Source organism: Pseudomonas sp. FH4 (assembly GCF_000510915.2).
GTDB lineage: Bacteria > Pseudomonadota > Gammaproteobacteria > Pseudomonadales > Pseudomonadaceae > Aquipseudomonas > Aquipseudomonas brenneri.
In genome coordinates, this window is sequence record NZ_AOHN01000024.1 from 285,138 (window position 1) to 302,460 (window position 17,323).

General features: G+C 59.6%; 17 protein-coding genes and 5 tRNA genes. 14 read left to right on the forward strand and 8 right to left on the reverse strand.

What is annotated here, in order from left to right; all coding sequences use genetic code 11:
* Window positions 1-94 precede the first annotated feature (94 nt).
* From clpB to H097_RS20025, 5 genes are all read left to right on the forward strand, one after another.
* Window positions 95-2,659, forward strand: a complete 2,565-nt coding sequence (gene clpB / locus H097_RS20005; RefSeq protein WP_032861899.1) for an ATP-dependent chaperone ClpB — start codon at window positions 95-97, stop codon at window positions 2,657-2,659.
* Window positions 2,660-2,962: 303 nt separating this feature from the next.
* Window positions 2,963-3,038 (forward strand) — tRNA-Asn (locus H097_RS20010).
* Between the two features lie 9 nt (window positions 3,039-3,047).
* Window positions 3,048-3,124 (forward strand) — tRNA-Pro (locus H097_RS20015).
* A gap of 5 nt (window positions 3,125-3,129) precedes the next feature.
* Window positions 3,130-3,205: transfer RNA gene (locus H097_RS20020), tRNA-Lys, on the forward strand.
* Between the two features lie 96 nt (window positions 3,206-3,301).
* Window positions 3,302-3,378, forward strand: a tRNA-Pro gene (locus tag H097_RS20025).
* A gap of 159 nt (window positions 3,379-3,537) precedes the next feature.
* Here H097_RS20025 and H097_RS20030 read toward each other — a convergent pair.
* The 3 genes from H097_RS20030 to H097_RS20040 are packed head-to-tail and all read right to left on the reverse strand — an operon-like array spanning window position 3,538 to window position 5,739.
* Entirely contained in the window at window positions 3,538-4,836 is a 1,299-nt protein-coding gene (locus H097_RS20030; protein WP_032861900.1) for an NAD(P)/FAD-dependent oxidoreductase, read from the reverse strand.
* Window positions 4,837-4,896: 60 nt separating this feature from the next.
* On the reverse strand, window positions 4,897-5,070 hold the full coding sequence (locus tag H097_RS20035) for a DUF3094 family protein (RefSeq protein WP_032861901.1): 174 nt from the start codon (window positions 5,068-5,070) through the stop codon (window positions 4,897-4,899).
* Between the two features lie 39 nt (window positions 5,071-5,109).
* Window positions 5,110-5,739, reverse strand: coding sequence for a DUF1780 domain-containing protein (locus H097_RS20040; RefSeq protein WP_029292005.1), 630 nt, complete (start codon window positions 5,737-5,739; stop codon window positions 5,110-5,112).
* A 182-nt stretch (window positions 5,740-5,921) separates the two neighbouring features.
* Between H097_RS20040 and H097_RS20045 the strand changes: the two genes are divergently transcribed.
* A complete protein-coding gene (locus H097_RS20045) occupies window positions 5,922-6,611 on the forward strand; it encodes an energy-coupling factor ABC transporter permease (RefSeq protein ID WP_032861903.1) in 690 nt (229 codons plus the stop codon).
* A 63-nt stretch (window positions 6,612-6,674) separates the two neighbouring features.
* Window positions 6,675-6,890 (forward strand): hypothetical protein, encoded by a 216-nt coding sequence (locus tag H097_RS20050; RefSeq protein WP_032861905.1) that lies wholly within the window; start codon window positions 6,675-6,677, stop codon window positions 6,888-6,890.
* Here the strand turns inward: H097_RS20050 and yacG are convergent.
* Genes yacG through H097_RS20070 form a run of 4 tightly spaced genes read right to left on the reverse strand, consistent with a single transcriptional unit; the run spans window position 6,887 to window position 9,802 of the window.
* Complete coding sequence (yacG, locus tag H097_RS20055) at window positions 6,887-7,090, reverse strand: DNA gyrase inhibitor YacG (protein WP_032861907.1); 204 nt, start codon at window positions 7,088-7,090, stop codon at window positions 6,887-6,889. The genes H097_RS20050 and yacG overlap by 4 nt on opposite strands.
* The gene (gene coaE, locus H097_RS20060) at window positions 7,087-7,710 is read right to left on the reverse strand and encodes a dephospho-CoA kinase (protein WP_032861910.1); all 624 of its coding nucleotides are present in this window, start codon (window positions 7,708-7,710) and stop codon (window positions 7,087-7,089) included. The genes yacG and coaE overlap by 4 nt, the downstream gene beginning before the upstream one ends.
* Window positions 7,707-8,573 carry an A24 family peptidase gene (locus tag H097_RS20065; protein ID WP_275656704.1) on the reverse strand — a complete coding sequence of 289 codons (867 nt, stop codon included), beginning with the start codon at window positions 8,571-8,573 and terminating at the stop codon, window positions 7,707-7,709. Before H097_RS20065 ends, coaE begins: the two co-directional genes overlap by 4 nt.
* Before the next feature lie 8 nt (window positions 8,574-8,581).
* Complete coding sequence (locus H097_RS20070; RefSeq protein ID WP_032861912.1) at window positions 8,582-9,802, reverse strand: type II secretion system F family protein; 1,221 nt, start codon at window positions 9,800-9,802, stop codon at window positions 8,582-8,584.
* Between the two features lie 203 nt (window positions 9,803-10,005).
* On the opposite strand from H097_RS20070, the gene H097_RS20075 reads away from it, so the two are divergent.
* The 4 genes from H097_RS20075 to H097_RS20090 all read left to right on the forward strand — a co-directional run bounded on the left by H097_RS20075 (window position 10,006) and on the right by H097_RS20090 (window position 12,459).
* Window positions 10,006-10,416 carry a pilin gene (locus H097_RS20075; protein ID WP_032861913.1) on the forward strand — a complete coding sequence of 137 codons (411 nt, stop codon included), beginning with the start codon at window positions 10,006-10,008 and terminating at the stop codon, window positions 10,414-10,416.
* Window positions 10,417-10,498: 82 nt separating this feature from the next.
* A complete protein-coding gene (locus H097_RS20080) occupies window positions 10,499-11,905 on the forward strand; it encodes an O-antigen ligase family protein (protein WP_032861915.1) in 1,407 nt (468 codons plus the stop codon).
* Window positions 11,906-11,944: 39 nt separating this feature from the next.
* A tRNA-Thr gene (locus H097_RS20085) sits at window positions 11,945-12,017 on the forward strand.
* Between the two features lie 136 nt (window positions 12,018-12,153).
* Window positions 12,154-12,459, forward strand: coding sequence for a DUF6388 family protein (locus H097_RS20090; RefSeq protein WP_032861916.1), 306 nt, complete (start codon window positions 12,154-12,156; stop codon window positions 12,457-12,459).
* 73 nt (window positions 12,460-12,532) lie between these two features.
* Here the strand turns inward: H097_RS20090 and nadC are convergent, their stop codons facing one another.
* Window positions 12,533-13,381 (reverse strand): carboxylating nicotinate-nucleotide diphosphorylase, encoded by an 849-nt coding sequence (nadC, locus tag H097_RS20095; RefSeq protein WP_032861918.1) that lies wholly within the window; start codon window positions 13,379-13,381, stop codon window positions 12,533-12,535.
* Window positions 13,382-13,649: 268 nt separating this feature from the next.
* On the opposite strand from nadC, the gene H097_RS20100 reads away from it, so the two are divergent.
* The 3 genes from H097_RS20100 (at window position 13,650) to ampE (ending at window position 17,259) form a co-directional block, all read left to right on the forward strand.
* Window positions 13,650-15,800 (forward strand): DUF1631 domain-containing protein, encoded by a 2,151-nt coding sequence (locus H097_RS20100; protein WP_032861919.1) that lies wholly within the window; start codon window positions 13,650-13,652, stop codon window positions 15,798-15,800.
* Between the two features lie 62 nt (window positions 15,801-15,862).
* Entirely contained in the window at window positions 15,863-16,426 is a 564-nt protein-coding gene (gene ampD, locus H097_RS20105) for a 1,6-anhydro-N-acetylmuramyl-L-alanine amidase AmpD (protein ID WP_032861921.1), read from the forward strand.
* Window positions 16,423-17,259, forward strand: a complete 837-nt coding sequence (gene ampE, locus H097_RS20110; protein ID WP_032861923.1) for a regulatory signaling modulator protein AmpE — start codon at window positions 16,423-16,425, stop codon at window positions 17,257-17,259. Before ampD ends, ampE begins: the two co-directional genes overlap by 4 nt.
* Window positions 17,260-17,323 lie beyond the last annotated feature (64 nt).

Consider the following 17,323-nt stretch of genomic DNA (forward strand, 5'->3'; position numbering starts at 1 on the left):
AAGGGTATCTGGCAGGTTTCTTCATTCAGGATGCGTTAATCGCGAGCAAGCTCGCTCGCACATAGCTCCGGCCTGCTCAAAAGGAAGGTGACTAATGCGTATTGATCGTTTAACCAGCAAATTACAATTGGCGTTATCGGATTCTCAATCCCTGGCGGTTGGCCTCGACCATCCGGCCATCGAGCCTGCGCACTTGATGCAGGCGCTCCTTGAGCAGCAGGGTGGTTCGATCAAGCCCCTGCTGATGCAGGTGGGCTTTGACGTCAACAGCCTGCGCAAGGAATTGAGCAAAGAGCTCGATCAACTGCCAAAAATCCAGAACCCTACTGGCGACGTGAATATGTCCCAGGATTTGGCGCGCCTGCTCAATCAGGCCGACCGCCTGGCCCAGCAGAAGGGTGACCAGTTCATCTCCAGCGAGCTGGTGCTACTCGCCGCCATGGACGACAACAGCAAGCTCGGCAAGTTGTTGCTGGGCCAGGGCGTGAGCAAAAAGGCCCTGGAAAATGCCATCAACAACCTGCGCGGCGGCGAGGCGGTGAATGACCCCAATCACGAGGAGTCGCGCCAGGCCCTGGACAAATACACCGTCGACCTGACCAAGCGCGCCGAAGACGGCAAGCTGGACCCGGTGATCGGGCGTGATGATGAAATTCGTCGCACCATCCAGGTCTTGCAGCGCCGCACCAAGAACAACCCGGTGCTGATCGGTGAGCCTGGCGTGGGTAAAACCGCCATTGCCGAAGGTCTGGCCCAGCGCATCATTAATGGTGAAGTGCCTGACGGCCTCAAGGGCAAGCGCTTGCTGTCCCTGGACATGGGCGCGTTGATCGCCGGTGCCAAGTTCCGTGGCGAGTTCGAAGAGCGCCTCAAATCCCTGCTTAACGAACTGTCGAAGCAGGAAGGGCAGATCATTCTGTTTATCGACGAACTGCACACCATGGTCGGCGCCGGTAAAGGCGAAGGTTCGATGGACGCGGGCAACATGCTCAAGCCAGCACTGGCTCGGGGCGAGTTGCATTGCGTCGGTGCGACCACGCTCAACGAATACCGCCAGTACATTGAAAAGGACGCGGCCCTTGAGCGTCGTTTCCAGAAAGTACTGGTGGAAGAGCCGAGCGAAGAAGACACCATCGCGATCCTGCGTGGCCTGAAAGAGCGTTATGAGGTCCACCACCGGGTAGCCATCACTGACGGCGCGATCATTGCGGCGGCCAAGTTGAGCCATCGCTACATCACTGACCGTCAGTTGCCGGACAAGGCTATCGACCTGATCGACGAAGCGGCTAGCCGTATCCGCATGGAAATCGACTCCAAGCCTGAAGTGCTCGATCGTTTGGAGCGGCGCCTGATTCAGCTGAAAGTCGAATCCCAGGCGCTGAAGAAAGAAGACGATGACGCGGCGAAGAAACGCCTGGAAAAACTCCAGGAAGAAATTGTCCGTCTGGAGCGTGAGTATTCGGACCTGGAAGAAATCTGGACCTCGGAAAAAGCCGAAGTACAGGGTTCTGCGCAGATCCAGCAAAAGATCGAGCAATCGCGCCAGGAGCTGGAAGCTGCACGCCGTAAAGGCGACCTGAACCGCATGGCTGAGTTGCAGTACGGGGTGATCCCGGATCTGGAACGCAGCCTGCAAATGGTCGACCAGCACGGTCACAGTGAAAACCAGCTGCTGCGCAGCAAGGTGACCGAGGAAGAAATTGCCGAGGTGGTCTCCAAGTGGACTGGCATTCCGGTGTCGAAGATGCTGGAAGGCGAGCGTGACAAGCTGTTGCGCATGGAAAGCCTGTTGCACCAGCGCGTCATCGGCCAGGAAGAGGCGGTGGTGGCAGTGTCCAACGCGGTACGGCGTTCGCGCGCCGGGTTGTCCGACCCGAACCGCCCGAGTGGCTCGTTCATGTTCCTCGGCCCGACCGGTGTGGGTAAGACTGAGCTGTGCAAGGCCCTGGCCGAGTTCCTCTTTGATACCGAAGAGGCGATGGTACGTATCGACATGTCCGAGTTCATGGAGAAACATTCCGTGGCGCGCTTGATCGGGGCACCACCAGGCTATGTGGGTTACGAGGAAGGTGGCTACCTGACTGAAGCGGTACGGCGTAAGCCTTACTCGGTGATCCTCCTGGATGAGGTCGAGAAGGCTCACCCGGATGTGTTCAACGTATTGCTGCAAGTGCTGGAAGATGGCCGGCTGACGGACAGTCACGGGCGTACCGTGGATTTCCGTAATACGGTGATCGTGATGACCTCCAACCTGGGCTCGGTACAGATCCAGGAACTGGTAGGGGATCGCGAAGCCCAGCGCGCAGCGGTGATGGATGCACTGACCAGCCACTTCCGCCCGGAATTTATCAACCGGGTCGATGAAGTGGTGATCTTCGAGCCCCTGGCACGGGATCAGATTGCAGGCATCACCGAGATCCAGCTGGGCCGCCTGCGCAGTCGTCTGGCAGAGCGCGAGCTGATGCTGGAGCTGAGCAGCGAGGCCTTGGACAAGTTGATCGCCGTGGGTTACGACCCAGTGTATGGCGCACGGCCATTAAAGCGTGCGATCCAGCGCTGGATCGAGAACCCGTTGGCCCAACTGATCCTGTCGGGCAGCTTTGTGCCGGGGACCAGCGTCAAGGCCACCGTGGAAAACGACGAAATCGTCTTCCACTAAGCGCCGATTGGGTGGTTATAAGCAAAGGCCCCGCATTGCGGGGCCTTTTTTTTCGATAGGGCGTTGAACTGTAAGGCAAAGGCTTGTAAAGTGCGCCCCGCAGCAACGTCAGCCCACGGGTTTCTTCTCCCCAAGAAGAAATCAGAAAGAAGCGCAAATCATTGTCTTAAAAGCAATTTAAAGGGTTGACAGGGGTTTTTAAGATTGTAGAATAGCGCGCCTCAGACACGCTAACGTAGCGATACGGACAGCGTCAAAGAGAAGGTTACATCGTAGTAAAAGTTGTAATTTGAAATATGTAGTTCCGTGATAGCTCAGTCGGTAGAGCAAATGACTGTTAATCATTGGGTCCCAGGTTCGAGTCCTGGTCACGGAGCCAATTTCAAGCCGGGGTATAGCGCAGTCCGGTAGCGCGCCTGCTTTGGGAGCAGGATGTCAGGAGTTCGAATCCCCTTACCCCGACCATTTTTGGGTCGTTAGCTCAGTTGGTAGAGCAGTTGGCTTTTAACCAATTGGTCGTAGGTTCGAATCCCACACGACCCACCATTTTTGAGACCAGTTAACACTGGAATCGAATCTTAAGATCAGAGGCCAAAAGCCCTGATCGAAGAAGGCGACTTGAAAAGGTCGCCTTTTTTTTACCGGGGTATAGCGCAGTCCGGTAGCGCGCCTGCTTTGGGAGCAGGATGTCAGGAGTTCGAATCCCCTTACCCCGACCATATTAAAAATCCTCGTATCGAAAGATACGGGGATTTTTTTTGCCTGTGAAAAACCTGAAAGTACCGCCGATCCAATGTGGGAGGGGCTTGCTCCCGATGATGGTGTGTCTGAACCACCGCTATCGGGAGCAAGCCCCCCGCATTGACCTAGTCGTGCTGTTAGTGAAGCTTGAGACGCGGTTCGGTGCCCCGGCCGATCTTGCTGCCCAGCATCAACATCATCGTGCGGAAGAACCCGTACAGCGCCATCTGGTGCATGCGGTACAGCGACACATAGAACATCCGCGCCAGCCAGCCTTCGAGCATCACGCTGCCGGTCAGGTTACCCATCAAGTTACCCACAGCCGAAAAACGCGAGAGCGAGATCAGTGAGCCGTAGTCGGTGTACTTGTAGCTGGGCAGTGTCTTGCCTTCGATGCGCAATTTCAGCGATTTGGCCAGCAGCGACGCCTGCTGATGCGCTGCTTGTGCCCGTGGTGGAACGTTGCGATCCGTGCCCGGTTGCGGGCAGGCCGCGCAGTCGCCAAAGGCGAAGATGTTCTCGTCACGTGTGGTCTGCAGCGTTGGCAGGACCTGCAATTGGTTGATGCGGTTGGTCTCCAGGCCATCGATGTCCTTGAGGAAGCCTGGCGCACGAATCCCGGCGGCCCACACCTTGAGGCTGGCGGGAATCACCTGGCCATTGCTGGTAATCAGGCTGTCGGCGGTGACTTCGCTCACGGCGGAGTTGGTCATGACCGTCACCCCGAGTTTTTCCAGGGTTTTATGCACAGGCTCGCTGATCCGCTCTGGCAGGGCCGGCAATACCCGTGGCCCGGCTTCGATCAGGGTGATGTGCATGTTTTCCGGCTTGATCCGGTCCAGGCCGTAGGCCGCCAGTTCATGGGCGGCGTTGTGCAGCTCGGCCGCCAGTTCGACGCCGGTAGCGCCAGCACCAACGATCGCCACGCTGATTTGCTCGACCACATCGGTTTGCCCAGCATGGGCGCGCAGATAGTGATTGAGCAGTTGCTGGTGGAAACGTTCGGCCTGCTTGCGGGTATCAAGGAACAGGCAGTGCTGTGCCGCGCCTTCGGTGCCGAAATCATTGGTGGTACTGCCAACGGCGATGACCAGGGTGTCATAGCTCAGCACGCGCGCGGGCACTAGTTCCCGGCCTTCTTCATCAAGGGTCGCGGCCAGCTGGATTTTCTTCTGATCCCGATCGAGCCCGCTCATGCGCCCCAGCTGGAACTCGAAGTGGTTCCATTTTGCCTGGGCAACATAATTGAGTTCGTCTTCAGAGGAGTTCAGCGAGCCGGCGGCAACCTCGTGCAGCAGGGGTTTCCAGATATGGGTGAGGTTGGTGTCCACCAGCGTGATGCTGGCGGTACCGCGCTTGCCCAGAGTCTTACCCAGGCGGGTAGCCAACTCCAGGCCGCCGGCGCCGCCGCCGACGATAATAATACGATGGGTCATGGGGATATCTCGCAAGGCTAAAAGAAATCGGTGCGGTTACCCGAGCGAGCGCCAGGCAGCTCATAGCGTCAGGTAACTCAAAAGGCGGCTCAGCAGGCCCAGGCCAATCACCACAATCAGTACCACCCCAAGGAGCAGCCACGGCCGGAAAGGCTTGCGCTCAACCTGGTGCTGGGACAGTTGCAGGTACTCTTCGACATGTTGCTGGTCGTCAGGGTTCAGGCGGCTGGTCATAAAGGCCTCGTCAGGTAGACGTTGCTAAAGGGCACCACGTTACAGGCTGATACCCACATCGAACACTATGCTGCGCCCCAGGTTGTTGCGCAAGAAATCCGGTGCGTCCGGGTGGGCGAACAACACGCGCGCAAAGGTCGGGCCGACCAATGACAGCGAGCGCCAGCCCTGGCGCAGGTATTCGGTGGGCGGCGGGAAATGGCTGTTGAGGTCCAGCACTTCGCGCTTGAGGCTGGCGAAGGCGATGATATCCAGCTCGCCCAGGTCCATGCCGCGTTCTTTGTAGTTATGGGCTTTCTTGCGCAGGGTCGGCGCCAGGCGCAGCAGGAATTCATGGGCGGGAATACGCCTGGGCTTGGCTTCACGCCGCACCAACTGACTCAGGGAAAAAGCACTGCGCCGACGCAGTAGCTCGTCGCGCCATTCGTCATTCAGGCGCCGGCCTTCGTCGAGGACAAAAAACACTTCGAAACTGGCGTCGCGAAACAGCACATCCGGCGGTTCTTGACCGGCGGCATGAAACTCTTCGGCGCGGTAGGGCACATTCAGGCCTTGCAGCAGGCGCTGGCAGACCCAACGCTCACGCTCCCATTTGCGGGCATTGGACAGGAACGCGTTGGCTTGTTCGGCCGCTATGGTGAGCAGGCGCAAATAATCTGAGTCATCCATGGTTGCAGCTTAGCGTTCAAATGATGAGCGCAGGAAGTCCCGTGTGAAAAGGCTCGGTGTAGACTGGCGGTTCGGTTGACGGTTTTCTACAAGGAGTTCGCGGTGAAGTTTCTGGTTGTGGTGTTACTGAGTCTTTTGCCTCTGTGGGCCCAGGCGGTTGAGCTTGGGGAGCCGTTGCAGCCGTGATCAGCGCCGCTGTGTTGGCGCCACTGACCCTGTGGCTGGGCTGGCTGTTGTATGCGCCCGTGATCCTATGGGCGATCCTGCGCTCGCCCTGGGTCGAGCTGTTTGCCGACCGACGGCGCCAGCATCTGTTGTTTGGCACCGTGTTCGCGCTGTTCATGCTGTGGTTGGTGCGTCGTGACTTCGATACCGGCGTGTCCTACCACTTTATCGGCATGACCGCTGTGACCCTGCTGCTCGACTGGCCGCTGGCAATTGTCGGCGGGCTGGCGGCGCAACTGGGCCTGGTGCTGCTCGGACGCCAGGACTTGGCGGCGCTCGGGATCAACGGCGCGTTGCTGGTCCTCTTGCCAGTATTGGTAACCGAGACATGCGCGTTGTTGGTGGAGCGGGCGCAGCCGCGCAATCCCTTCGTCTATATCTTCTGTTTGGGCTTTTTTGCCGCTGCATTGTCGGCGTTGCTGTGCCTGTTGGCCGGCCTGGGCCTGCTGTGGCTGGACGGCCGCTTCGCCATGCCTGAGTGGATCGAGGATTTTATCGGTTACCTGTGGCTGATCATCTTTCCCGAAGCATTTATCAACGGCGTAGTGATCAGTGCTCTGGTGGTGTTTTGCCCGGAATGGCTTGAGACATTCAACCGTACGCGCTACCTCTCGGCGCCCTGGAAGGACGACAATTCGCAGCCTTGATCCAAATCAAAGGCGAGACGCGCAAGTGGTCGCATGCTCTGCGAAACTTTCTGGAGCACGATCATGAGTGTGTACGAGTGGGCGCGGCAAGAGGTACGCAGGAGTCAGGAAGCGGCACTGGAAATTGGCTTTGACCCTGGTTTGAGCCTGCGTGCCCTGCTGAGTGCCGTGGTGCAGCAGAGCAAGGGCGTGCGCAGTTTTGAAGACCTGGCCGACGAGCTGCAATACCTTGCAGAAAACCTCGACGACCAGCAGGAGTACGCTTTTATGCGGCCTTAGTGGGCGCGCGGTGGCAGATCTTCCGAGAACAGTTCGTCTTCGGCATCCGGGCTAACTGGAATTTTGTGTTCTTCTGCGGCCCAGGCGCCCAGGTCGATCAATTTGCAGCGATCCGAGCAGAATGGCCGGTTGAGGTTGGTCGCTTTCCATTCCACGGGGGCACCGCAGGTTGGGCATTCGACGGTCAAGGGTTGGCTCATGTTCGGCCTCCACGCAAAGTAAGGTAAAAGTGGTGCAGTCGCTCGACCTCGGCCTGCAGCCAGGCCAGGTCCTGGTCATTGACCAGTACATCGTCGGCATGGCGCAGGCGATCTTCCCGTGAGGCCTGGGCCTTGAGAATTGCCTGCACCTGTTCTTCGCTGATGCCATCGCGCAGCAGGGTACGCTGAATCTGCGTTGATTGCGGCACATCGATCACCAGGATGCGCTGGGTCATGGTGTATTGGCCCGACTCGATCAACAGCGGCGATACCAAAATTGCATAGGGCGAGTGGGCACGGGCCAGATGGCTGCGGATCTCGTCGGCAATCAACGGGTGCAGCAGGGCCTCCAGCCACAGGCGTTCTTGCGGCGCCTCGAAAATGCGCTTGCGCAAGGCGGCGCGATCCAACTGGCCATCAGGCAGCAGGATCGCGTCGCCGAAGTGCTCGGCAATCTTGGCTAGTGCCGGCCGGCCGGGCTCCACCACCCAGCGCGAGGCGTGGTCGGCGTCGATAAGGTCTACGCCAAGGTCGATAAAGTGCTGGGCCGCAGCGCTTTTGCCACTGCCGATGCCGCCCGTCAGGCCAAGAATCCAGGGTGTTGCGACAGAAGTGGTCATCTGAAACCGACAGACTGCAAATAGAAGTCGGTTATTTGACCACCCCAGAGCAATGCAATCCAGCCGGCAATCGCCAGATAGGGACCAAAAGGCAGGGGCACCGATGTCTGCGCGTTACGCATGCGCAACAGAATCACCCCCGATATCGCGCCTACCAGCGATGCCAGCAACAGCGTCAGCGGCAGGATCTGCCAGCCGCCCCAGGCGCCGAGCATGGCCAGTAGTTTGAAGTCGCCATAGCCCATGCCGTCCTTGCCGGTACACAGCTTGAACAGCCAGAACACTGCCCACAGGCTCAGATAGCCAGCAACTGCGCCCAGTAATGCGTCGGGCAGGCTGACGTACAGTTCGAAGTAATTGAGGATCAGCCCCAGCCACAACAGTGGCAACACCAGCGCATCCGGCAGTAGTTGGTGATCGGCATCAATCAGGCTCATGGCCAGCAAGCCCCAGCTCAAAAACAGGACTCCTGCGGCCGGCCAGCCGAAGCCGTAGTGCCAGGCGATAAATGCCGAGAGCAGCCCGCAGGCCAGCTCGGTCAGCGGGTAGCGCGGGCTGATGGAGCCGTGGCACCGCGCACAACGCCCTCTGAGCAGCAGATAGCTGAATACCGGGATATTTTCCCACGGGCGAATCGGCGCCGAGCAATGCGGGCAGCAGGAGTTGGGATGCAACAGGTTGTAGGTCGGGCCGCGGGGCTCCGGAGGCAGGCCAAGTATTTCATGGGCCTGGGCGCGCCAGTCCCGTTCGAGCATTTTTGGCAGGCGCCAGACCAGTACGTTGAGGAAGCTGCCGACGATCAGCCCCAGCACCAGTGAACACCAGACGAACAGCCAGGGGTGGAGGATCAGGAGTTGGTCCAGGGTCATGTTCAAAACGCCGTGCCGAACTGGAAGATCGGCAGGTACATGGCGATTACCAGCGCCCCGACAATACTGCCGAGAACCACCATGATCAGCGGCTCCATCAGGCTGGTCAGGTTGTCCACCAGGTTGTCGACGTCCGTCTCATAATGATCGGCGACCTTCTCCAGCATGCTGTCCAGTGCGCCCGACTCTTCGCCGATGGCTGTCATCTGTATCGCCATGCCAGGGAACAGGCCGCTGGCGGTCATGGTTCGATTCAATTGCATTCCTATTGCCACGTCCTGGCGCATACGCATGATGGCTCGTTTGAACCGCTCGTTGCCGGCGGCTGCGGCCACTGAATCCAACGCCTGTGCCAGCGGTACGCCGGCGGCAAAGGTGGTGGCGAGTGTACGGGCGTAACGGGCGACCGCAGTTTTTTTCAGCAGTGTGCCTGCCAGCGGCATTTTCAACAAACCAGCGTCCAGCCAGAGGCGAAAACCAAGGTGTCGACGGTAGCTGTGGCGTAACCCCCAGGCAGTCGTGCTCATGGCCAGCAACAGCATCCACCACGCGCCTTGCATGAATTCTGATAGCACGATAACCAGCAGTGTAAAGCGCGGCAGAGGCGTGTCGCTGCCGGCGAACAGGCTCTCGAACTGGGGCACGACGTGGATCAGCAGGATGCTGCTGACCAGCATAGCCACAAGCAGGACCGCCAGCGGGTAGGTCATGGCTTTTTTGATCCGGGCCTTGAGGCGCTGGCTCTTTTCCAGGTGGGTGGCGACCCGTTCCAGCAGGGTTTCCAGGGTGCCGGCCTGTTCGCCTGCCGCAATCAGGCTGCAATACAGGGGGCTGAAACACTGCGGGTGTTTCAATAACGCATCGCTCAAGTTGTTGCCGGCGGCAACCTCTTGCTTCAATCCTTGGGTCAGCGTGCGCATGGCCCGGCTGTCGAGGCCTTCGCCAATCATATCGAAGGCTTGCAGCAGGGGGATTCCCGCTTTCAGCAGGGTCGCCAGTTGGCGAGTGAACAGGGCAATATCGGCAGGCGTGATGGGGTTGCGCAGGCCCGAAAGAAGGCTGGAGCGGAGTTGCACCCGAACCGGGTTGATACCTTGCCGGCGCAATTGGGCCTTGATCACAGCCGGGCTATGGCCACGGGTTTCACCGGACACCTTGCGGCCATTGCGCAGTGTGCCTTCCCAGGCGAAGGTGGCGGTGGAGTTCACGGTGACATCATTCATTGGGAGCGACAGCTCATCGACAGGTGACGATTTACAGCTTAGTCAGGCCTGTGTGTCCGTCAGGCGATTGGGCAGGGGAAAAATGTCAGATTGTGCGTCTTGTGAGCGCCTGGCCCGACGCGGATGAGTACACTGGCGCGGTTGTTGAGGGCAGGGCGCAGGATGTGCCTTGCGATGGGGTTTTATTCTGGAGAGTGAGTGTGATGCGTCAGAACGGCTTTACTTTGATCGAGTTGTTGATCGTCGTGGCGATCATCGGCATCTTGGCCACGATTGGCCTGCCCATGTATACCAAGCACCAGGCCAAGGCCAAGTTCACGGCGGGGTTGGCGGAAATCTCGGCGTTGAAGGCAGGTTTTGAGGACACCTTCAATCAGGGCACCACGCCCACGCTGGCGCTGATCGGCGGTACCAGCCCGACCGCGAACTGCGTGATCAGCGTTGCGGGTGATGTGGCCTCGGGAGCGGGCTCGATTGCCTGTGAAATCCTTGATGCCCCTGCACCCGTCCAGGGCAAGATCATTACCCTGGTACGCAGTGCCACTGACGGTTGGAAGTGCACCACCACTGCTCAAGAGCAGTACGCTGCAAAGGGTTGCACGGCTGGCAACTGAGGCCGGGCAGCGAAAATCAGTGACCGGAGCCTGTTGGATATGACGGGCTCCCAGGCACGCCACAGGGAAGTAAAGGTTGCCCATGACGTTATCCGTGCAACAGCGAGGAAGCGTGTTCTTGGTGGTGACGCTGAGCCTTTTGCTGCTGGGCATCACCCTGTCCTTCAGTGGTCATGACTGGCAGCGTGTGATGCAGGTCGGCGTGGGTGTGTGTGCGCTGGTCTATGGCCTGTCGATTCCCGCCGGTCGCCTGGTCGACAAACCCACCGCTATCGGCCTGGTGCTGGTGTTCGGCCTCGGCCTGGTTTCTTCGTTGTTGGCCCACCAGCCCCTCTGGGCGTTGACCGAATGGGCGCTGATGATTACCTGCGGGGTGATTGTCGCGGCTTTTGCCCGGTTGCGGCGCAATGGCGACCAAACTCTGGATCAGGTGCTGATCCTGTTTGTGTTGCTGCTATGCCTGATCAAGACCCTTCAATATGGATATGCGGGCGTGCTGGCGTTTACCAGTGGCGAACCAATACTGGACACCGATCTCCTGCTTTCCGGGTTCTCCAACAAGCGCTTCTACGGCCAGTTCCAGACCTTTACCTTACCCTTGCTGGCGTTGCCGCTGCTGCTCGCGAGCACCTCACGGTTGGCGCGTGGGCTGGTGTTTACCCTGTTGTGTGCCTGGTGGTTGATTGCAATCAGTGGCGGTACCCGTGGCACCTGGCTGGGTATCGGAGTTGTCGCAGCCGTCCTGGCTTTTTTGGGGGCCGCAGGGCGTCGCTGGTTGGTCTGGCAGATGGCTGCGCTGTGTGGCGGGCTGTTTTTGTACTGGCTGTTGTTCTCGGTCCTGGCGCGTTATCTGGGGCTCGAAATCGCCAGTCTTTCCAATGATCGACTCACCACCAGCCTTTCAGGTCGAGAAGTGATCTGGTGGCAAGCCTGGGACATGCTCAGTGAACGGCCGTGGCTAGGCTTCGGGCCGATGCACTTTGCCGATATCCCGAACCCGATTGCCGCCCATCCGCACCAGGCAATCTTGCAGTGGGCCAGTGAGTGGGGCGTGCCCTCGGCCTTGTGTGTGTCGTTGCTGGCACTGCGCGGCGGCTGGGCCACGTTGATGGTGATTCGCCGGCAAAGGCCTGCTGGATCATCGCAAGACCTGTTGCGCCTGTGTCTATTCGCCGCTTTGATGGGCGCGACGGTGCAGGCCATGGTCGATGGGGTGATTGTGATGCCTTATTCACAACTATGGCTGGCGCTGGTGGTGGGCTGGCTGTTGGCATTGCATCCGTGGCGCACATCCGTTGCCGAGCCGATGCCGCTGTTGCGTCGGGCCTGGCAGGTGTCGGCGGTGCTTTCGGTGGCGTTGCTGGTATGTGTCGTGTACCGCGACCTGCCAGGCGCCACTGAGCGCAGCCAACACTACATCGACGTTACCAAACGCCATCTGCAGCCACGGTTCTGGGTCCAGGGAGTCATTGCGCCGCATGTCCGGTAAGTTGCCGGGCGCCCAATGCAGTGCTAGCTTTAGCCCACCGCCCGTGTAGCTCAGTTGGTAGAGCAGCGCACTCGTAACGCGAAGGTCGCAGGTTCGACTCCTGTCTCGGGCAAAAAGGCACCACAGTTTTCAGATGATCCCAGAATGGTTCTGAAGGCCAGATGAACCGGTATTCGTGCCCGTTCTTTTGTATCTGCGCAACCTTGATGACCCAGATGCATCCCCATTCCTCGATCTAAGAGAACACCATGACCACGACAGCAATGACCCAGGAAGTGCGGCACGCAGAAGCCCTCAAGAAATACCTTGAGGAGTCGCCGCAGCTTAAGGAAGAGATCAAGGACCTGAGTGCTGATGACCAGCGCGACCAGATCCAGTGGGCATTCGAAGACGAGGCCGAGAGCCAGGGCTTCCAGCCTTGGGAACTGACCCTCAAGTACACGTCCACGCCGCAAGAGTTCGAGGCGGCACGCCTGGCCCTGCACAAGGAGGCGGCCGAGGTGTTGGGAGTCGAGTGGGAAGAGTACTGCGAGATGAACAATCTGGTGGTCTAGAAGCAGCGGCAAATTTCAAGCCTTAAGCTGCAAGTGGCGCCAGGCGCTCTTGCAGCTTAAAGTTTGTAGCCACTCAAATACTGAGTCGCATCGACAAATCCACCGCCTTCACATCCTTGGTCATCGCCCCGATGGAGATGTAGTCCACGCCGGTTTCGGCAATGGGCAACAAGGTGCTTTCATTGATCCCGCCGCTGGCTTCGAGCTTGGCCTTGCCGCCGTTCAAGCGTACGGCTTCGCGCATGTCGTCCAGGCTCAGCTCATCGAGCATGATGATATCGGCACCCGCCGCCAGGGCTTCGCGCAACTCTTGCAGGCTTTCCACTTCGACCTCCACCGGCTTGCCCGGGGCAATCTTGTGGGCGGCCGTAATGGCCTGGGCAATGCCACCGCAGGCGGCGATATGGTTTTCCTTGATCAGGAACGCGTCATACAGGCCAATACGGTGATTGTGGCAACCGCCGCAAGTTACGGCGTACTTTTGCGCCAGGCGCAGGCCGGGCAGGGTCTTGCGGGTGTCCAGCAGTTTGACCTGGGTGCTGGCGACAAAGTCCGCCAGGTATTGCGCACGCGTGGCCACGCCGGACAACAACTGCAGGAAGTTCAGCGCACTGCGCTCACCGGTCAACAGCGAGCGGGCGGGGCCTTCGAGGTGGAACAGCGCCTGGTTGGGGCTCACGCGTTCACCGTCGCGCACCTGCCAATGCACGGCAACCCGCGGGTCCAGCTGGCGGAACACGGCATCGACCCAGGCAGTGCCACTGATGACGGCAGCATCACGGGTGATGATCGTGGCCTTGGCCAGCCGTTCGGCGGGGATCAATTGCGCGGTGATATCGCCGCTGCCGACATCTTCCAGCAGTGCGCGGCGCACGTTGGCTTCGATTTCGGCGGTGAGGTCGGCGAGGCGTAGATTCGGCATAGCGGGCTCCACATACAAAGTGCCTCGATTATAGGGGCATGGCAGCGCCGAACCCAAGGTATGCCGCCATAACCTGCCTGATTACAAAGCGCCTACAGAGTTTGCTGGCGCTACAGGGGCTATTTGCAAGATAATCTCGCGCCTTGCAATTGGCGTCATAGCTTTGACGTCTCGGTGATCTACAGATAATCGCGGTAACTGCTGGTATTCCATCGGCGGTTGCAGTGATCGTTCACTCAACCGAACCCCGTCGTTCCAGGAGGCCAGCATGCACAATGACGCAAAGGTGGTGCCGATCAACAAGATCGCTGCACACGCGATGCCGTCGCCGCTTGCCCGCCTGCCCGTGATCGTGCTCCAGGTTCGTGACAAGGCCACGCAGCAACTCGACCGGGGTTTGCAGGAGTTGTTCGATAACGCCGACGACACCCTGTTCGAAATGGCCGACAAGGCCCGCAACAGCGCCGACCACAATATTTTCTTTGAGGCGATGCGCGACCTGCGCCTCAAGCGCAAGAATTTCGAGCGTGTGTTCATGGAGCAGCTCTTCGCGGCGTTCGCCAACCTGGGGCAGGCCGGGCAAGGCGAGTTGCTGTTACCGACGGTTTCCTACGACGAGACGCCTGACGTGTGCGCCGACGACCTGGAAAAAGCCGTGGCCCTGGAGGCCATGCTCGACAAGGTCATGCACCGTGACGGCCTGGCGCTGGGGCAACTGAGCGCCCGCCTGGGTGTGTTGTTGGGCAAGCGCCTGGATGATCGGGAAAACCCCCTTGGCCCGGCGATGCTCTGCGAGTACTTCCTGCGGGCCGGGCGCAGCCTGGGGGTGGAGATCCGGGTCAAGCTGATCATTTTGAAGCTGTTTGAAAAGTACGTACTCAGCGATGCCGACCTGCTGTACGGCGAGGCCAATCAGTTGCTGGCCGCCACGGGCGTGCTGCCTGAACTCAAGGCCGTGCCTTCACGGCGTCCTGGCGAGCGTGCCAGCAGGGCCCGCCCGCCCGTCGAGGCCGCCCCGGCTGTCGACCCACAAGCCGACGAAGCCGAGCAACAAGTCTTCGCCGCCCTGCAAGAACTGCTACTGACAGTGCGTGGCAGCGTCGCCCCGACCCTGGAGGCCAGTGCCCAGGCCCAGCCTATCTCTACCCGCGACCTGCTGCGCCTGCTGTCCCATTTGCAACAATATGTACCGGAGCCTGCGGTCGAGGACGATTTTGACCTGCGCCGCCAATTGGAAGAACTGCTCACCCGGGTCAGCGTCAAGAGTGGAAAGTCGCGGGTAGTCGAAGATGCCGATGAGGATGTGATCAACCTGATCGCCATGTTGTTCGAGTTCATCCTCGACGACCGCACCCTGCCTGACTCCCTCAAGGCCTTGATTGCGCGCCTGCAGATTCCCATGTTGAAAGTGGCCGTGCTGGACAAGAGCTTTTTCAGCCGCGCCAACCACCCCGCACGACGTCTGCTCAATGAAATCGGGACCGCCGCCATGGGCTGGGGCAAGCGTGATGATTATCAGCGTGACAGCCTGTACCTGCGCATCGAGCAGGTGGTGCAGCGGTTGTTGAACGATTTTGTCGATGACCCGGCAATTTTCTCGGTACTCCTGCACGAGTTCACCGCGTTTACCCAGGACGAGCGCCGTCGCAGTGAGCTGCTCGAACAGCGTACCCGCGATGCCGAGGAAGGGCGCGCGCGCACCGAACAGGCCCGACAGCGGGTTGCGGATGCGCTCAATCAGCGCTTGCTGGGTAAGGTCTTGCCACATTTCGTGGTGCAGTTCCTGCAGCAGGCCTGGAGCCAGGTCTTGTTGCTTGAATGCCTAAAACATGGGCAACACTCGTCGCAATGGCAGGCGCGGTTGCGGACCATGGATGAGCTGATCTGGAGTGTCGGCCTGAGTGAGGACACCGAGGCCGGCCGTCGCTTGCTGGAGCAATTACCCGCGTTGCTCAAGGCTCTGCGCGAGGGGTTGAGCGAGGCGGCGTTTGACTCTTTTGTTACCCGGGAGTTTTTTATCCAGTTGCAAGCCCTGCATACCCAGGCGTTCCAGGGGGCAACGCTTGCCAGCGTGACGCTGGTTGAAGTGCGCGAAGACTTGGGGGCAGTGGAGACGGTCAGCCTGGCAGAGGATGATCCCGATTTGCTCAAGGTCCTCCAATTGCGTATCGGCAGTTGGGTCGAGTTCCGCGAAGATGAAGACAATGCCCTGCGCTGCAAGCTGACGGCGATTATCGAGCCGGCCAACAGCTATATCTTTGTCAATCGCACAGGCCTCAAAGTGCTGGAAAAAACCTGCACCGAACTGGCCCTGGAGTTCAAGCGTGGCGGGGTGCGCACCCTGGATGATGCGCTGTTGTTCGACCGCGCACTGGCGTCGGTGATTGGCAATCTGCGGCAACTCAATCGCGCCAAGTGATCGCAACCGCCAGGCGGATCACGGCATACTGAGTGCTCCCAAGTCTTGCGCAAGGAACCTGTATGCAGTTGGACCCCACCAGCGGTTGGTGCCAGGGCGTTGCCCATTGCCCATCGCCCAACTTCAATGAGCGCCCGGGCGGCGAGATTTCCTTGTTGGTGGTGCACAACATCAGCTTGCCACCGGCCCAGTTCGCCACGGGCAAAGTGCAGGAGTTTTTCCAGAATCGCCTGGATGTCACGGAACATCCCTACTTTGCAGGTATTGCTGACTTACGGGTTTCAGCGCACTTTCTGATTGAGCGTGATGGCGCGGTGACGCAATTTGTCTCCTGCCAGGACCGCGCCTGGCATGCCGGTGTTTCCTGTTTCGAGGGGCGTGAGACCTGCAATGATTTTTCCCTGGGGATCGAGCTTGAAGGGACCGACGACCAACCCTTTACCGATGCCCAGTACCAATCCTTGATCGAACTGAGTCACCAATTGCTGGCCGCCTACCCGGGCATCACGCTCCAGCGCATTTGCGGTCATAGTGACATCGCCCCAGGACGCAAGACCGATCCTGGACCGGCTTTTGATTGGGCGCGTTTTCGCGGCGCCTTGCAGGAAGGAGGACATGCACAATGAGTTTTCTGGTGTTGGTGCTGGCGGTGTGGATCGAGAAGTTCTCGGCCTTGCGTCAGCGGGTACAGCGCGATGGCCGCTGGCTGCGCGAGCTGGCCCGGCTTGAGTCGAGCACGCGGCTGGGCAAGCAACCCTGGCTGATCCTGGCGCTGCTGGTACTGCTGCCGGTGGCGCTGCTGGGGCTGTTGCTGCTGGTCCTGGAACCGGTGGCCTATGGTTTGCTGGCACTGCCGGTGCACCTGCTGGTGGTGATCTACAGCCTGGGGCGCGGTGATCTGTTGGGCCAGCTCGGGCCGTTTCGTGATGCCTGGCGCCGGGGGGACCTGCAAGCGGCTGAGCATGTTGCCGAACGCGACCTGGCCATTGGCGCCGACAGTGGCGAGCAACTTCTGGAGCGGGTCCAGGGCCATTTGCTGTGGCAGGCCTACCAGAGTTTTTTCGCGGTGATTTTCTGGTATTTCCTCCTCGGCCCTGTGGTGGCCCTGGCCTACCGCTTGCTGGCGCTGGCCAGTGAGCGCAGTCAGAACCCATTGGTGGCCGAGCGCGCCGGGCAATTGCGCCATGCTTTCGACTGGTTACCGGTGCGGTTGCTGGCAGCGAGCTTTGCCTTGGTGGGCAATTTTGTCGCGGTCAGCCGGGTCATGCTGCATGAGCTGCTGAACTGGGATATCAGTGCAGCGCAGTTGGTGGAAAAGGTTGGCCTGGTGGCCGGGGAAATTCCGCCGCCGGTAGTGGGTGCAGATGGCATCAACAGCCTGGATCGCTTGTGGGAACTGCTGCTGCGCGCGGCGGTGTTGTGGTACGCCGGGTTTGCGATCTGGACTGTTTTACCCTGAGAAACGCCCTTTGCAGGAGCGAGCTTGCTCGCGAAAAACTTACAGGCGCCGCGTTCATTCAGTA

Coding starts and splice junctions, on each gene's coding strand:
- ampE (WP_032861923.1), top strand. CDS start 16,423: ATGAGTTTTCTGGTGTTGGTGCTGGCGGTGTGGATCGAGAAGTTCTCG.
- H097_RS20080 (WP_032861915.1), top strand. CDS start 10,499: ATGACGTTATCCGTGCAACAGCGAGGAAGCGTGTTCTTGGTGGTGACG.
- clpB (WP_032861899.1), top strand. CDS start 95: ATGCGTATTGATCGTTTAACCAGCAAATTACAATTGGCGTTATCGGAT.
- H097_RS20035 (WP_032861901.1), bottom strand. CDS start 5,070: ATGACCAGCCGCCTGAACCCTGACGACCAGCAACATGTCGAAGAGTAC.
- ampD (WP_032861921.1), top strand. CDS start 15,863: ATGCAGTTGGACCCCACCAGCGGTTGGTGCCAGGGCGTTGCCCATTGC.
- H097_RS20075 (WP_032861913.1), top strand. CDS start 10,006: ATGCGTCAGAACGGCTTTACTTTGATCGAGTTGTTGATCGTCGTGGCG.
- H097_RS20050 (WP_032861905.1), top strand. CDS start 6,675: ATGAGTGTGTACGAGTGGGCGCGGCAAGAGGTACGCAGGAGTCAGGAA.
- H097_RS20090 (WP_032861916.1), top strand. CDS start 12,154: ATGACCACGACAGCAATGACCCAGGAAGTGCGGCACGCAGAAGCCCTC.
- H097_RS20030 (WP_032861900.1), bottom strand. CDS start 4,836: ATGACCCATCGTATTATTATCGTCGGCGGCGGCGCCGGCGGCCTGGAG.
- yacG (WP_032861907.1), bottom strand. CDS start 7,090: ATGAGCCAACCCTTGACCGTCGAATGCCCAACCTGCGGTGCCCCCGTG.
- coaE (WP_032861910.1), bottom strand. CDS start 7,710: ATGACCACTTCTGTCGCAACACCCTGGATTCTTGGCCTGACGGGCGGC.
- H097_RS20100 (WP_032861919.1), top strand. CDS start 13,650: ATGCACAATGACGCAAAGGTGGTGCCGATCAACAAGATCGCTGCACAC.
- H097_RS20040 (WP_029292005.1), bottom strand. CDS start 5,739: ATGGATGACTCAGATTATTTGCGCCTGCTCACCATAGCGGCCGAACAA.
- H097_RS20070 (WP_032861912.1), bottom strand. CDS start 9,802: ATGAATGATGTCACCGTGAACTCCACCGCCACCTTCGCCTGGGAAGGC.
- nadC (WP_032861918.1), bottom strand. CDS start 13,381: ATGCCGAATCTACGCCTCGCCGACCTCACCGCCGAAATCGAAGCCAAC.